Source organism: Geomonas sp. Red32 (assembly GCF_023652955.1).
Classification (GTDB): Bacteria; Desulfobacterota; Desulfuromonadia; order Geobacterales; family Geobacteraceae; genus Geomonas.
Genome location: NZ_JAKLOY010000006.1, coordinates 222,077 through 237,037 on the forward strand (window position 1 = coordinate 222,077; position 14,961 = coordinate 237,037).

Below are 14,961 nucleotides of genomic sequence, written 5' to 3' on the forward strand. Positions count from 1 at the left end.
TCTTTTCAAATTCCTTGTATACAATCAGGCTGACATGTTATGATGCCCTGGTTTCTCATTAGCTAAGGAGGCTAAGGATGGCAATCATCACCATTTCCAGAGAGATGGGCACAGGTGCCTACGCTGTCGCCAAGGAGTTGGCCAAGCGGCTGAAATATCCTCTCATCGACCGTGTGAAGATCGAAGAGCTGGCACCCAATTACGGTCTGACTACTGAAATACTGGAAAGGGTTGACGAGAAGCCTCCCTCCTACCGTACCGCCGAAGACCGTCTCAAGGCCGCCCACCTCGCCACCATGGAATTGATCCTGCTGGATTGTGCCAGGAAGGGGAACGTCATCCTGTACGGCCGCGGTGCGCAGGATCTCATCAAGGGGCTTAACAACGTTCTCAAGGTGCGTTTCGTCGCCCCCTTCGAGGATCGGGTCGAGAAGTTCGCCGAGCGCGAGTGGATCGATCCCGACCTGGCCCGCGAGCTGATCAGGAAGAGCGACCACCAGTTGGGTGGCTTCATCCACTTCTACTTCAACCGCGACTGGAGCGATCCGCTCGCCTACGACATCGTCTTCAACACCACCCGCATCTCCCAGAGCGCCATGGTGGAGAGCATCGTGGCCGCCGTCAAGGACCCGCGTCTCAAGGAGGCTGAAGATGAGTCCATGGAGATGCTCGATGACCTGATCATCGCCAAGAGGGTGGAGGCGGAGCTCTTGAAGTCGAGCCTGGCCCGTGCCCTTCGCTTCTGCATCGTTTCCGAGCAGGGCGTCGTCACTCTTTCCGGCCACGTCCAGTCGGAAGAGGAGATCGATGAGGCGATCAAACTTGCTTCCGAGGTTGAAGGGGTCCTCGACGTGGAGGCGGACCTCGACGTCTTGAATTTCAAACCGGGCAAAGACTAACGGTCACACCAGCCTCCCGCCAGGCCTTTCCTTAAGGGGAGGGTTGGCGTAGGGGACGATTACATAAAGGCGGGGCAATGGAATCCGGGTGATACCGGGGCATTGCTCCGCTTTTTTGTTGGGCCCGAAGAACCTCCCTCACCCCGGCCTTCGGGCACCCTCTCCCCCAAAGAGGCGAGGGTGATAATAGTCCTGCCGTTTAGAGGCGAGACAGGGCGTGAGTGAACGATAGGAGGCGGCGATAGGAGGCGGCGATAGGAGGCGGCGATAGGAGGCGGCGATAGGAGGCGGCGATAGGAGGCGGGGGGCGAAAGGTTCCCTCCCCTTCAAGGGGAGGGACAGGGTGAGGATGGGGTCCCCGGACCGAAGGTTTATTTCCGGTCCCGGGCCCTTTTGATGCTTTCCACGCAGCTGTAGGGGATCGCCAGGTTTCCCCGTCCGCTCCCCATGTCGATACCTTCCTCGATACCGTGGTAGTCTGAGCCGCCGGTCCAGATCAGCCCCATCTTGTCGGCGTACGCCTTGAGATAGGCGCTGTCCTGCTCGGTGCAGACGTTGTTGTAGGCCTCGACTCCGTCAAGCCCGAGCACGATCAGGGCGTCGAGGATGGCGGTCAGCACCCCTCTTTCCTGGGTCACCGTGGTGGGGTGTGCCAGCACGGCCACCCCCCCCAGACGATGGATGGTGCTCAGCGCCTCTTCCATCGGGAAGTACCGCTTCGGGACGTCGCAGGGGATGAGATAGCGGACGAAGGCGTCCTGCATGTCCTGGGCGTATCCCTTGGCCATCAGCACCTGCGCGATGTGCGGGCGGCCGAGCGCGCCTCCGGCCAGGGCGGCCGCTTCTTCACAGGAGATCGGCTCCCTTTTTTCCCATCCAAGCTTCTCGTTGATCCGCTCGACGATCGCCTCTCCGCGGCGCTCCCGGCGGTCCCGGAATTCCTTCAGGGTCTCCTGGAGTCCGGCATCGTGATAATCGAGGTAGTAGCCCAGCAGGTGGACGTCACGGTATCCCTGGTAGGCCACCGAGAATTCGATGGACGGGAGAACCTCAAGTCCGCAGGCCTTACCAGCGGCCAGCAGTTCGTCGGTACCGTCGACGGTGTCGTGGTCGGCGAGTGCGATGGCCTTCAGGCCGAGCCGGCAGGCCATTTCGGCGAGTTCGGCGGGGGTGCGAACCCCGTCGGAATAGTTGGAATGTATATGCAGGTCCACCAGGTTGCTCATGCGGTCTCCTTGGCCTCCCGTCCGCTCCCCTTGGGGCCCGGACGTCGAGGGTGATCAGTCGGGCCATTATAGGGCTTTTCCCGCTTTGTGCAACCTTTACCCCTGTCGATTCGCGCTCTCCCCGGCTGGGGCGATGAATCCTCCAGGGGGCCTTGTCCCCTTTTTCACCTGCTTCTTCAGGTACGACTCCCCGTGACCGATAGGTATGCCATAGTCCTCATGAAAAGGAGAAGCGGCGCCCGGACGGGAAATCGGTTGCCATGCCTGGTTCCTTCTTGTATAAAAAGACTATTTTGCGGTTGGAATCAGGGGGATTTGTGGCAAAAAATAAGGGGATGTTTTGGGCCGCGCTGGCCATCTCCATCTTTGTTTTTGGAGGGATCTCCACCTTTACCGGTCTTGGCCTCATTGCCTTCATGAACGGGCGAAACCTCCTCAATCTCGGCGACGGCAGGTCTTTCGGTCTTCTCCTTCTCTGCGTCGGTCTTTGCTCTTCGATCTTGGGGGTGCTGATCATGCGGATCGTCAGGAACCGGGTCTATAGATGAAGGACGACCAGATCCATCAGGCGATGGCGATCGTCGCCGAGGCGGTCACGCAGTGGGTTACCCCCGCGGTCACCATCGTCGCCACCCAGGACGGCGACCCGTTCAAGGTGCTCGTCTCTTGTATACTTTCCCTGCGGACCCGCGACCAGGTGACGGCCGAGACTTCCGGGAGGCTCTTCGCCCTGGCCGATACGCCGGAAAAGCTCATTCATCTCTCGGTAGACGAGATCGAGAAGGCGATCTATCCGGCCGGCTTTTACCGCAACAAGGCCCGGCAGATACTGGAGATCTCCCGGGAACTGGTCGAGCGTTACGGCAGCCAGGTTCCCGACGACCTCGACGAACTGTTGAAATTCAACGGGGTAGGGCGGAAGACGGCCAACCTGGTGCTGACCCTTGGTTTCGGGAAAGCGGGGATCTGCGTCGACACTCATGTCCACAGGATCTGCAACCGCTGGGGATACATCAAGACCAGGAATCCGGAGGAAACCGAGAAGGCGCTGAGGCTGAAACTTCCTTCCCAGTACTGGATTCCCATCAACGATATGCTGGTCACCTTCGGGCAGAACATGTGTACGCCGCTTTCTCCCAAGTGCAGCCAGTGTCCGCTGTACCAACTGTGCGACAGAGCGGGCGTTTCGAAGTTTCGTTAAAACAATGTTTGCATTTAGCCGCCATTTAAGTATAATGAAAAACTGACCTTTCGGAATGAACCAGCAACATTTGCCTAAACAGGCCTACTGATATCACCGCTGCCGACGCATCGGCCACCTTGGGGGGTTATTTATGCTGAAGAAAATCGGTTTTGTAGGATTGGGGACCGTTGGCCTGCACATGGCTGCCAACCTCACCAAGTCGGATTATGAACTGACGGTTTACGACCAGGATCCCCAAAACGTATCGGAGCTCGCCAAGCTCGGAGTTACGGTCGGCGAAACCCCGATGGCCACCGCCAAGGGTAAGGATCTTGTCATCGTCATCGTCCCGGAGAGCCGTCACCTGGTCTTCGGCGAAAAGGGCGTCCTCGAGGGGATCGACGCCGGTACCATCATGGTCGACATGGGGACTCACTGCATCGAGACCATCGAGCGGATGGCCGAGGAGTGCGCCAAGCGTAGCGTCTCTTTCCTCGAGGCACCGGTCTGGGGGAGCAAGGAGCACGCCGCCAACGGCCTGCTGACCATCCTGGCGGGGGGCGACGAGTCGCTGCTGGGGCGCTGCCGCGAGCCGTTCTCCTACTTCGGGCTCAACATCATCCACATCGGCAAGATCGGCGACGCCACCAGGATGAAGCTCATCGTCAACCTGCTCCAGGCCGAGATGATGCAGACCCTGTCCGAGGGGCTGGTCTTCGGCGAGAAGATGGGCTTCAAACCGGACAAGATCCTCGAGGTGCTGGACTCCGGCGGGGTTGCTTCGCCGCTGTTCCACTCCAAAGGGCGCAGCATCGCCCGCGGCGACTTCAGCCGCAACCTCGCGCTCAAGTACGTTCACCGCCAGATGCAGCGTGTGCTCGAGCAGGCCGACAAGCTGAAGATCGATCTCCCTTCCGCCAAGACGGTCACCGCCGTCTACGGCAAGGCTGTCGAGGATGGCTTCGGTGAGGAGGATTTCTGCGCGGTCATTAAGGAGCTGCGGAAGTAGCCTTTCTTCAAGAATGTGAGATAGGATCCACCAGGGGGACGTCGAAAGGCGCCCCCCTTTTTCTTTCCGATTCACTTATACCCACTAAGCCTGCATCTCCCTTCCGTTACCTTCCCCCCGCATTAGCAACTACCGTTTAAGATAATTTGTCTGTACAAAATTCTGGCCGATCCGATAAAAATAATTGTCCGGCTTGACGTTACACCGCCTCGGCACAGATTCTCCTCCTCCGATTCCATCCGCCAACGAAACAAGTCGCACCCCCTTTTATTGGATGGCGAACACGCCACCGCACACAGGGGTTCAGGCCGGCAATCTCTACAGGATAAAAGGGAGACCATGGGTCACGTTCAAAAAAAACGTCTGTTCGTGGGGCTGGCCATGCTGGCTTTCGTCGGGGCCGGTTTCACCGGTTACTACACCTGGAGCAACTACCACCAAACGCAGGAGCCGATCAGCTATACAACGTTCGTCGACAAGGTCAACACGGGCCACATTACCCGCGTCCGGCTCGAGGGCGATCAGATCAAGGCGCTCGGCAAGAAGGGCGAAAGCTACACTCTCTACGTTCCTTCCGGTGCGGAAATCCCGAAACTGCTGGTTGCCAAGCATGTCGATTTCTCGTCGGTGCCCGAGAGCCAGTATCACTGGTTCGAACTTGGGATTATCCTTACCGTGGCCGGTATCGGCACGCTGATGATCCGCAAGTACAGCGGATTCGGGCGGAGCAGGGCCAAACTCTTTGACAGTTCCGTTACCCGCACCACCTTCTCGGATGTGGCCGGGGCCGAGGAGGCCAAGGCCGAACTGATGGAGACGGTCGATTTCCTCAAGGATCCGGCCAAGTTCGCAAGCCTTGGCGGGAAGATGCCGACCGGCGTCCTCCTGGTGGGCCCTCCGGGAACGGGGAAGACCCTTTTGGCCCGGGCCGTGGCCGGTGAGGCGGGAGTACCGTTCTTCGCCATGTCCGGCTCCGAGTTCGTCGAAATGTACGTCGGCGTCGGCGCCTCCCGGGTACGCGACCTCTTCGGACAGGGGAAGAAGGCAGCCCCCTGTATCATTTTCATCGACGAGATCGATGCCGTCGGGCGCAAGCGCGATGCCGCTACCGGGGGGGCCAGTGACGAGCGGGATCAGACACTCAACCAGCTCCTGGTGGAGATGGACGGTTTCTCGGTCAACTCCGGGATCGTTGTCCTTGCGGCCACCAACCGGCCGGAGGTCCTGGACCAGGCACTGCTGAGGTCGGGACGCTTCGACCGCCAGGTGGTGGTACCTTCCCCGGACATCCGCGGCCGGGAGGAGATCCTCAAGGTCCACGCAAAGAACGTTCCCCTGAGTGACGAGGTCGACCTGCGGGTTATCGCCCGGGGAACTCCAGGGCTCTCCGGCGCCGACCTGGCCAACGTCGTTAACGAAGCCGCCATCCTGGCTGCCCGTTCCAACAAGGGGAGGGTGGAGATGGCCGACCTCGATGCCGCCCGCGACAAGGTCCTGATGGGCGCCGAGAAGAAGTCCCTCGTGCTGTCCGAGAAATCCAAACTGAGCACCGCCTATCACGAGGCTGGGCACGTCCTGGTTGCCAAGCTGGTCCCCGGCTGCGACCCGGTACACAAAGTTTCCATCGTCCCCCGTGGCCGCGCCTTGGGGGTGACCCTCCAGATTCCCACCGAGGACATCTACTGCTACACGAAAGAAATGCTCGACGGCCATCTCAAGGTGTTAATGGGGGGACGGGCCGCCGAGGAGCTCATCTTCGGTACCACCACGACCGGGGCAGGCAACGACTTGGCCCGCGCCACCGATACCGCCCGCAAGATGGTCTGCGAATGGGGAATGTCGAAGGCCTTCGGTCCGGTAGCCTTCGGGAACCACGAGAGTACGGATCCCGGCGCTGGGCACACCGGCAAGAATTTCAGCGACACCACGGCCCTGGAGATCGACTCCGAGATCCGCTCCATCGTGACCGGCAGCTACACGGAGGTGGTGGACCTTTTGACGACCCATATGGACGCGCTCAAGGCGCTCACCGAGGAGTTGGTCGCCAAGGAGACCCTCGACTCCTCCGAAATCGACGCAGTCCTCGTCCCGCACTTCACCAAGGCCGGGATAGAATTTCCCTCCGTGCAGGGCTAGGTCGCAATGTAGAGGACCTATACAAAGGGACTGGCGTGAGCCAGTCCCTTTGTGTTTTCCGTCATCCCCCCTCCCCCTCCAGGGGGGAGGGAACCATAGGCCTTTGTCCCCAAAATCCTTTTTTCCTCCTCTTTTCATTCCCTCTAAATAGTTGCCGCCTCTTGCATTAAGTGCTATTTAATACAGCCTGATCCTTTGGCTGTGCTGGTCTTCGAATTCCCAACGAGGCAGTCTTGGCAAACGGCACCCCTCCATCCGAAGAGATTCCTGCAACGGTTCCGCTTTCCCCGGGACTTCAGATAATTCGCCGCCGGCGCTGGTTTCTCTGGCTGGTGCTGCTTGGCTATCTCCCGCTCATGTGGGTGACGCAGAGGATCACGCATTCCTTTGAGCGCTCCCTCCCCGTCTTTTTCATCTGGGTCGGTGTCCTCGTTGTCGTGACCAGCTACTCCGCAGTGGCGAGATGTCCCCGTTGCCGGAACTACTACCATGTCAACGGCATGAGCCTTCTCTATCTGCGTCGTTGCCTTCACTGTCAACTGCCACTCAAAGCCGACCTCGTCGAGAACTTCGACGACGGCTGGCGTCCTCCGAAGCGCTCCGGATAGAGAGTTCCGGCGATGGCACGAAGCGTCTAGCTCTTTCCTTGGGCCTTTAACCTAGAACGTAGAACCTAGAACTTGTTTCAGGAGGTTTTATGCACCGCCGCTCTTTTCTCAAGATCCTCGGACTGTCCGCCATCTTCAACCGTCTTTTCTGGAACGAAGCGCTGGCTGCCAACCAGCCGGTGGTGGCGGTGGCGGAAGGAAGGGACGCCGCCCAGATCACCCGTAATGCCATTGCCGCGCTCGGTGGGATGAAGCGCTTCGTGAAGCATGGCGACGTGGTGGTGATCAAGCCCAACATCGGGTGGGACCGGACCTCTGCCCAGGCTGCCAACACCAACCCTGCCGTCGTGAAGACCATTGCCGAAGAGGCGCTGAAGGCGGGGGCCAAGAAGGTGAAGGTTTTCGACCGTTCCTGCAACGACGAGCGGCGCTGCTACGTGAACAGCGGGATGACGGCCGCGCTGGGCGGGATGAAGAACGTCGAGCTGAAGTTCATCGAGGACGAGCGGTTCAAGAAGATAGCCCTCAGGGGGAAGGTTCTGAGCGAATGGGAGCTCTACGACGAGGCGCTGCACGCCGATGTCTTCATAAACGTCCCGGTGGCCAAGCATCACAGCCTCACCAAGGTCACCCTTGGGCTTAAGAACGTCATGGGGGTGATGGGCGGAAACCGCGGTGCTATCCACCGCAACATCGACGAGGCGCTGGCCGACGTCAACAGCGTGCTCAAAAGCCACCTCGTGGTGGTTGACGCCACCCGCGTCCTGACCGCCCACGGCCCCCAGGGTGGCAACCTGCGTGACGTGAAGGCCCTGAACAAGGTCCTCGCCTCCACCGACATAGTGGCGGCCGACGCCTATGCGACCACCCTCTTCGGGCATCGCCCCGAGGATATCTCGGTCACCGTGGCGGCACACCGGCGCGGGCTGGGCGAGATGAACCTGAACAAGGTTCGCATCGTCAGGGCCTGAGGGGATCGATGAGAAAAGCGAACCTCGCGCGCATCATCCAGCTCTTGTTCCTGGCGGTCTTCCTGGTGCTGTTCGTGCGGACCGAATACCGCGGCTCCGACACCATTTCCGCCGCCATCAACAGCTTCTTCCGGGCCGATCCCCTGGTGGTGGTGAGTTATCTACTCTCGGCGCATTCTCTTACCTGGCTGCTCTTTCCGGCGGTCATCACCCTCGTCTTCAGCACACTCCTCGGCCGGTTTTTCTGCGGGTGGATCTGTCCCCTCGGCACGCTGCTCGACCTCGTCACCGTCCGTATCAAGAAGAGCGCTCCCCTGCGCATCCTCAAGGGAAACGTGAAGTACTGGCTGCTCTTCCCGATGCTGGTTGCCGCCTTCTTCCACGTGAATCTGGCCGGGGTGCTGGACCCCATCGCGATCCTGGTCCGCGGGCTTACCTTTTTCCTCTATCCCATCTTCGGCCACACGGTGCGCAGCGGCTGGGTGGACCTCTACGGGCTGGTAGGAGAACGACGCGACTACATCGCTCCTGCCTATGCGGTTCTACGCGACAACATCCTCCCATTCCGGGACACCTTCTATCCCTTGGCCTTCCTCTCCGGGTTCATGTTCCTCGGCATCATCTACCTCGAACGCTACGAGAGCCGGAACTGGTGCCGGAACCTCTGCCCGCTGGGGACCCTGCTCGGGCTTTTCGGCCGCTTCTCCATCTTCAGGAGGAGCCCTTCTTCCCTGTGTGATGACTGCAAGGCCTGCCGGGCCGTCTGCCCTTGCGCCTTCGAAGGGGAACTCCTGGAGCCGGACAACTGTCTTCTCTGCATGAAGTGCCAACAGGGGTGCCGTCAGCATCGGGTCTCTTTCGATCTTGCTCTGCCGGTTCCCGGACACGGGCCGTACCTTCCCGAGCGGCGGGTCCTCCTGGGTGGGCTTTTGTCGGGCTTTCTGCTGGCGGGAAGCTTCCGGTTCCGCAAACCGGAGGCCCAGGCCCGCCTGCTCCGTCCGCCGGGGACCGGGAGCGAGGACGAGTTCCTCAAGAAGTGTGTCCGCTGCGGCGAGTGCATGAAGGTCTGCCTTACCGGAGCCCTTTATCCAGCTGTGGCCCAAGGGGGGGTGGAGGCCGTTTTCACCCCGGTGGTCACCCCGCGCCTTGGCTACTGCGAGTACAACTGCAACCTTTGCGGCCAGGTTTGCCCGACCGCCGCCATCCCTTCGCTCCCCATCGAGGAAAAGCGGCGAGCCGTGATCGGCAAGGCGGTGCTGGATAAGAACCACTGCCTCCCCTATGCCAAGAAGACGAACTGCATCGTCTGTGAAGAGCATTGCCCCTTCCCCGAGAAGGCGATCAAGTCCGAGGAGGTCGAGGAGATCGACCGGCACGGCAACAAGATCAAGATCCTCCGCCCGTACGTGGTCGATGAACTCTGCAACGGCTGCGGGATCTGCGAGAACGTCTGCCCGCTGGAAGGGAAGTCCGGCATCGAGGTCTTCGCGGTCAAGGACAAGAGCCCGTTGAAGGCGGTGGCGATGGCTCCTGCGGATGACCAGCCTTCAGACCCCGGTGCGGGGGACGGGAGTGACCCGTACGGCGGTACCAGTGCAGGAAAGGTCGGTGATCCGTACGGTGGTGGCTCAGGGAAAGAGAGTGACGTGAATCGTCGGGCGGGTGCCGGGGACGGGAGTGACCCTTATGGCGGAGCCGGTGCGGGGAAGGAGTCTGATCCTTACCGCGGGGGAGCAGGGGAGGGGGGCGATCCTTATGGTGGAGCCGGTACCGGGGTTGGGCAGGAAGTGAAGTCTCCCGCCAGAAAGAAAGACGCCGGCCGGGGAGCCTCGGGTGACGCCCCGGCCGGCGCAGGTAACCGGCGTAAAGGGAATGATGGTGGCAAAGAGGTGTGGGAAGGGGAGAATCCTTACCGCTAATCCTCCGGCGGCTGGGACCCTGCCAGTTTGATCCCGTGGCGGGCCTGTTCCAGCGATTCGATAAGGCTGGCGTTGTCCACCGCCGCCTTACCGAAAATCGGGGTAAGGGCATCGATCAGTGCCGGGTTGAAGTTGCGGTCGAGCGCTTCGCAAATTTGCCGGATGTCGAACTGGTAGGCCCGCCAGTTATCCCTGATATCCCAGGCCTGGCCGTCGATCACGTTGTAGAAATTCCCCAGCCTCGCCGGCCGGGTCTGCACCGCGGGGGCGGCCCCGGGCAGCGGGCACTTCGCGCTGTTCACCTCGGGTTCCACCAGGTACCCCTCGCCTCGATAATGAATTCCCTCGGCATGTGTCACCAGGTTCTTTCCTTTCACTTCCATGTTGGCCGCTTCACCGCAGAAAACCTTATACGCCTGCGGGATGTCATGATCGGGTGCGAAGTACAGGTCGTGGAGTGCCCATTCCGTCGCCGCCGCCTGCTCCTCCGCGGCACGGTAGTCGTCCTGGACCTGGAGAAGGGTGGCGGTCGGGGCGCTGCTCCAGGATTTTCCAAAGAGCGTGCAGCCGTTGAAGAGGGTGATGGAGAGGAGAAGTAACGCCAGGTAAGGTAGGTATTTTAGAGATGACATTGGCAACCTCTAATTTGGTGGGATAGGGAAAGAATATAATCGGAGGACGTTCTGTCAATTGCCACCTCTGGTTGTTCGCTTACCCCTCCCCTTGAAACGCGAAACTTTCCTCGATTTGGTACTATGTTGGTATCGCAGTCTCGCCCGTCCCATTAAGCTGGTGCCTCACCGGCTGCTGCTTGCGGGATGAGGCTCACATTCAGGAGGTGGAAGATGAAAAAGTGGTTGTTTGCCCTGTTCCTGGTGCTCGTTGCCCAGGGCGTGGAGGCTAAGATGATTACCAAGACTATTGAGTACCGGCAGGGGGATACTCCGCTGGAGGGATACCTCGCCTATGACGACTCCTTCAAAGGAAAACGCCCGGGTGTGCTGGTGATTCATGAGTGGACCGGGGTGACCTCGTACGAGAAAGGGCGCTGCGAGCAACTGGCCAGGCTCGGTTACGTTGCCTTCGCCGCCGACATCTACGGCAAGGGAGTGCGCCCGGCCAATCCCCAGGAGGCCGCCAAGGAGGCCGGGAAGTACCGCGGCGAGGACCGTTCGCTGATCCGGGCGCGTGCCGCGGCGGGGCTTGAAAAGCTCACGAGCTTTCCGAACGTGAATCCGAAGAAGCTCGCGGCAATGGGATACTGCTTCGGTGGGACCGCCGCACTGGAACTCGCCCGCAGCGGGGCCAATGTGCTCGGCACCGTGAGCTTCCACGGCGGGCTCGATACCCCGAATCCCTCCGACGCCAGGAACATCAAGGGTAGGATCCTGGCCCTCCACGGAGGGGACGATACCTTCGTGCCGCCGGCCCAGGTGGCCGCCTTCCAGAAGGAGATGCGGGACGCCAAGGTAGACTGGCAGATGAATATCTACGGCGGCGCCGTCCACAGCTTCACCAATCCCAAGTCCGGCAACGACCCCTCCAAAGGGGTGGCCTACAACGAGAAGGCCGACCACCGCTCGTGGGAGGCGATGAGGCTGTTCTTTAAGGAGATCTTCAAGTAGGGCGTTATAATGCCCCCTCCCCCTGAGGGAGGGGGCGAGGGGGTGGGGGAGGCGTCAATGGAGTGATGTAGCCGGCAGGGCAAAAATCCCCCCTGTCCCCCCTTCGCAAAGGGGGGGACCTGCTGCTGGCCTTCTTTGACAGCCGGCCTCCCCCTCACCCTGGCCCCCCATTTCCACGGGGGAGGGGACCATGAACCCATCCTTTCCTCCCTCCTCCCATCCCCCCGCCATCGTTGACTTTCCCGACTCGATCTGTTACAGAAGTTGCTTTGGACTTCCCCCCCCCTGCATTAGGAACCCATGGACCAGTTTTTCTTCAAGCTTTCGATCATGCTGGTGCCCGCGCTGATGGCCATCACCTGCCACGAGGTGTCCCACGGATGGGTCGCCGACCGGTTGGGGGACCACACCGCCCGCAGCATGGGACGGCTGACCCTCAACCCGCTTCGGCACATCGACCTCTTCGGGACGCTGATGATCTTCATCGTCGGTATCGGATGGGCGAAGCCGGTGCCGGTCGATTACCGGAACCTCAAGAGGCCCAAGACCGACATGGTCTGGGTGGCCGCCGCCGGTCCGGTCACCAACTTCCTGCTGGCCACCGTCTCCGCCTTCGCCATGCGATTGATGATCCAGGCGGGAAGCGGCATCCCCGACGGGACCACGCTGGCCATGGTGGCCGATCCCATCACCCTGATGCTGGCCTTCTCGGTCTACATCAACCTGCTGCTCGGGATCTTCAACCTGATCCCCCTGCCCCCCCTCGACGGCGGCAGGGTGGCGGTAGGCCTTCTTCCCTACCGGCTCTCCCTCGGGCTGGCGAGGCTGGAGCCTTTCGGGATGATCATCATCATCGCCCTGGTCTTTTTGACCCGGATCTTCGATTACGTGATCTTCCCGGCCCTCAACTTTGGCGTTCATCTTCTGGCCGGAGCCGACAGCGGCCTCGTCTTCAACGTCACCCGCCTCATGATGCGGTGATGGATACTGAAAAGGAGCTTCAACCCATGAGCAACAATCGAATCGTCAGCGGCATGAGACCCACCGGTAAACTGCACCTTGGACACTACCACGGGGTGCTTTCCAACTGGCTGGAGTTGCAGAAGAACTTCCAGTGCTTCTTCTTCGCCGCCGACTGGCATTCGCTCACCACCGAATACGCCAACACCGACGGGATCAAGGAAAGCATCCGCGAGATGGTGCTCGACTGGCTCGCCTTCGGGATCGATCCCGAGCAGAGCGTGATCTTCGAGCAGAGCCAGGTTCCCCAGCATGCCGAATTGAACCTGATCCTCGGCATGATCACCCCGGTCTCCTGGCTGGAGCGGAACCCGACCTACAAGGAGATGCAGGAGAACCTCACCACCAAGGACCTCTCCACCTTCGGTTTCCTCGGCTATCCGGTGCTCATGGCCTCGGACATCATCCTCTACAAGGCTGCCCGCGTGCCGGTCGGGCAGGACCAGGTCCCCCACCTGGAGATCACCAGGGAGATTGCCCGCCGCTTCAACCATCTCTACCAGCCGGTCTTCCCCGAGCCGGCGGCGCTGCTCACCGAGACCCCGAAGGTGCTCGGCCTCGACGGCCGCAAGATGAGCAAGTCCTACAACAACGCCATCTTCCTCTCCGAAGATGCCGACACGACCAGGAAGAAGGTCCTCTCGATGGTGACCGACACCCAGCGCATCTACAAGAAAGACCCGGGCGAACCGGACCGCTGCGTCGCCTTCAACCTGCACTCCCTCTATGTGCCGCAGGAGAAACGGGACGAGATCGTGGTGGCCTGCCGCTCCGCCCAGTTAGGGTGCGTCGACTGCAAGAAGATCCTTGCCGACTGCATGGTCGAGACCCTGGCCCCGTTCCGTGCCAAGCGCGAGGAACTGGCCGCCGACGAAGGTCTGGTCGATAACGTTCTTGCCGAGGGATCGAAGAAGGCCGAGGTGGTGGCCCGCGAAACCATGAACGAGGTGCGCGCCGCGCTCAAGGTCTAGGATTCGATGCAAGACACCCTCTTCACCGAGGCGATGGAAAACGCCTACCAGGTACAGATCGAGCAGTTCGAGGGACCCCTCGATCTGCTCCTCCACCTCATCAAGAAGAACGAGGTGGACATCTACAACATCCCCATCGCGGCCATCACCAGGCAGTACCTGGAGTACATGGAGCTTTTGAAGGAGTTGAACCTGGACATCGCCGGGGAGTTCCTGGTGATGGCGGCCACTCTTCTGCAGATCAAGTCCCGCATGCTGTTGCCGGTGGAGCGCGACGACGAGGAGGCCGAGGTCGAGGACCCGCGCGCCGAGCTGGTGCGGAGGCTCCTCGAATACCAGCGCTACCGGGAAGCGGGCTCCGACCTGGTGGCCCGCGATCTTCTTGGGCGCGACGTCTTCGCAAGAAAGTTCGCCTCGTCCGAGCTTGCCGAGATGGCACCCGAAGAGGAACCCGCCGACGTCGAACTCTTCGAGCTGATCGAGGCCTTCCGGAAGGTGCTCTCCCGGGTCTCGGTGGATTCCTTCCACAATGTGGGCGCCGACGGGATCAGTATCGCCGACCGGATCAGCGAGGTCCTTTCGCTGTTGCACGAGAAGCGGACCCTTCGTTTCGACGACCTCTTCCACGACGGCATGAATCGCGACCTCCTGGTGGTCACCTTTCTCTCCATGCTGGAGCTGTGCAAATTGAAACTGATCAGGATCGTCCAGGTGGAAAGCCTCGGCGCCATCTGGCTCACCGCCACCTCCGAAGAGGGTGCGGTGCCGGAAAACGCCGATATTGAGAGCGATTTCGAAGGGGAGGCGTCGGTTGGCGGGTAAGTCGCTTAAAGCCATTGTGGAAAGTCTCTTGTTCGTGCACGAACAGCCCCTGTCGCTGGACCGGCTGGCCCTCATCCTCGAGGAGTTCGAGCGGGCCGACATCCGCCAGGCCCTGGAAGAGCTGGTCGCCGATTACGAGGGGAGCGAACGCGGGATCGTGCTGGTCCAGGTGGCCGGCGGCTATCAGCTTCGCACCCGTCCCGAGCAGGCCGACTACCTCCGTAGGCTCAACAAGACCAAGGGGGTGAAGTTCAGCCAGTCCGCCCTGGAGACCCTCGCCATCATCGCCTACCGCCAGCCGGTCACCCGCGCGGAGATCGAGTACCTGAGAGGGGTCGACTCCGGCGGGGTCCTCAAGAACCTGCTGGAGAAGAAACTCCTGAAGATCCTCGGCAAGAAGGACGTGCCGGGAAAGCCTCTCATCTACGGAACCAGCAAGGAATTCCTCGAGCTCTTCGACTTGAAGGACCTTTCCTCGCTCCCCACCCTGAAGGAGATCCAGGAGCTCGCCCCTCCCGATCCCTTCGCCGACCAGCCCGCCCTTCCGCTCGCCGCCGAGGAAACCTGAAGCC

Annotated in this window: 15 protein-coding genes; 13 read left to right on the forward strand and 2 right to left on the reverse strand. The window is 60.9% G+C overall.

Annotated features, from left to right (window positions below):
* Positions 1–77: 77 nt before the first annotated feature.
* Positions 78–899: a cytidylate kinase family protein gene (locus L4X63_RS16630; protein ID WP_250679770.1), complete on the forward strand. Its 822-nt coding sequence runs from the start codon at positions 78–80 to the stop codon at positions 897–899.
* A 371-nt stretch (positions 900–1,270) separates the two neighbouring features.
* Here L4X63_RS16630 and L4X63_RS16635 read toward each other — a convergent pair whose 3' ends face one another.
* Complete coding sequence (locus L4X63_RS16635; protein WP_250679771.1) at positions 1,271–2,125, reverse strand: PHP domain-containing protein; 855 nt, start codon at positions 2,123–2,125, stop codon at positions 1,271–1,273.
* 317 nt (positions 2,126–2,442) lie between these two features.
* Between L4X63_RS16635 and L4X63_RS16640 the strand changes: the two genes are divergently transcribed.
* The 7 genes from L4X63_RS16640 to L4X63_RS16670 all read left to right on the forward strand — a co-directional run bounded on the left by L4X63_RS16640 (position 2,443) and on the right by L4X63_RS16670 (position 9,951).
* Positions 2,443–2,673, forward strand: coding sequence for a hypothetical protein (locus L4X63_RS16640; protein WP_250679772.1), 231 nt, complete (start codon positions 2,443–2,445; stop codon positions 2,671–2,673).
* The gene (locus tag L4X63_RS16645; RefSeq protein ID WP_250679773.1) at positions 2,670–3,326 is read left to right on the forward strand and encodes an endonuclease III domain-containing protein; all 657 of its coding nucleotides are present in this window, start codon (positions 2,670–2,672) and stop codon (positions 3,324–3,326) included. Before L4X63_RS16640 ends, L4X63_RS16645 begins: the two co-directional genes overlap by 4 nt.
* A gap of 133 nt (positions 3,327–3,459) precedes the next feature.
* The gene (locus L4X63_RS16650) at positions 3,460–4,317 is read left to right on the forward strand and encodes an NAD(P)-dependent oxidoreductase (RefSeq protein ID WP_250679774.1); all 858 of its coding nucleotides are present in this window, start codon (positions 3,460–3,462) and stop codon (positions 4,315–4,317) included.
* A gap of 339 nt (positions 4,318–4,656) precedes the next feature.
* Positions 4,657–6,453, forward strand: a complete 1,797-nt coding sequence (ftsH, locus tag L4X63_RS16655) for an ATP-dependent zinc metalloprotease FtsH (RefSeq protein ID WP_284694675.1) — start codon at positions 4,657–4,659, stop codon at positions 6,451–6,453.
* 233 nt (positions 6,454–6,686) lie between these two features.
* Complete coding sequence (locus tag L4X63_RS16660; protein WP_250679775.1) at positions 6,687–7,061, forward strand: hypothetical protein; 375 nt, start codon at positions 6,687–6,689, stop codon at positions 7,059–7,061.
* A gap of 89 nt (positions 7,062–7,150) precedes the next feature.
* On the forward strand, positions 7,151–8,032 hold the full coding sequence (locus tag L4X63_RS16665; RefSeq protein WP_250679776.1) for a DUF362 domain-containing protein: 882 nt from the start codon (positions 7,151–7,153) through the stop codon (positions 8,030–8,032).
* 8 nt (positions 8,033–8,040) lie between these two features.
* Positions 8,041–9,951 carry a 4Fe-4S binding protein gene (locus L4X63_RS16670; RefSeq protein ID WP_250679777.1) on the forward strand — a complete coding sequence of 637 codons (1,911 nt, stop codon included), beginning with the start codon at positions 8,041–8,043 and terminating at the stop codon, positions 9,949–9,951.
* Here the strand turns inward: L4X63_RS16670 and L4X63_RS16675 are convergent.
* Positions 9,948–10,583, reverse strand: a complete 636-nt coding sequence (locus L4X63_RS16675; RefSeq protein WP_250679778.1) for a hypothetical protein — start codon at positions 10,581–10,583, stop codon at positions 9,948–9,950. The two genes, L4X63_RS16670 and L4X63_RS16675, sit on opposite strands and share 4 nt — an antisense overlap.
* 213 nt (positions 10,584–10,796) lie before the next feature.
* Here L4X63_RS16675 and L4X63_RS16680 point away from each other — a divergent pair, with 213 nt between their 5' ends.
* From L4X63_RS16680 to scpB, 5 genes are all read left to right on the forward strand, one after another.
* Positions 10,797–11,576, forward strand: a complete 780-nt coding sequence (locus L4X63_RS16680) for a dienelactone hydrolase family protein (protein WP_250679779.1) — start codon at positions 10,797–10,799, stop codon at positions 11,574–11,576.
* Between the two features lie 300 nt (positions 11,577–11,876).
* Positions 11,877–12,557 carry a site-2 protease family protein gene (locus tag L4X63_RS16685; RefSeq protein ID WP_250679780.1) on the forward strand — a complete coding sequence of 227 codons (681 nt, stop codon included), beginning with the start codon at positions 11,877–11,879 and terminating at the stop codon, positions 12,555–12,557.
* A gap of 26 nt (positions 12,558–12,583) precedes the next feature.
* A complete protein-coding gene (gene trpS, locus L4X63_RS16690; RefSeq protein ID WP_250679781.1) occupies positions 12,584–13,567 on the forward strand; it encodes a tryptophan--tRNA ligase in 984 nt (327 codons plus the stop codon).
* Between the two features lie 6 nt (positions 13,568–13,573).
* Positions 13,574–14,389: a segregation and condensation protein A gene (locus tag L4X63_RS16695; RefSeq protein WP_250679782.1), complete on the forward strand. Its 816-nt coding sequence runs from the start codon at positions 13,574–13,576 to the stop codon at positions 14,387–14,389.
* Positions 14,379–14,957, forward strand: a complete 579-nt coding sequence (gene scpB / locus L4X63_RS16700; RefSeq protein ID WP_250679783.1) for an SMC-Scp complex subunit ScpB — start codon at positions 14,379–14,381, stop codon at positions 14,955–14,957. The genes L4X63_RS16695 and scpB overlap by 11 nt, the downstream gene beginning before the upstream one ends.
* Positions 14,958–14,961: the final 4 nt, after the last annotated feature.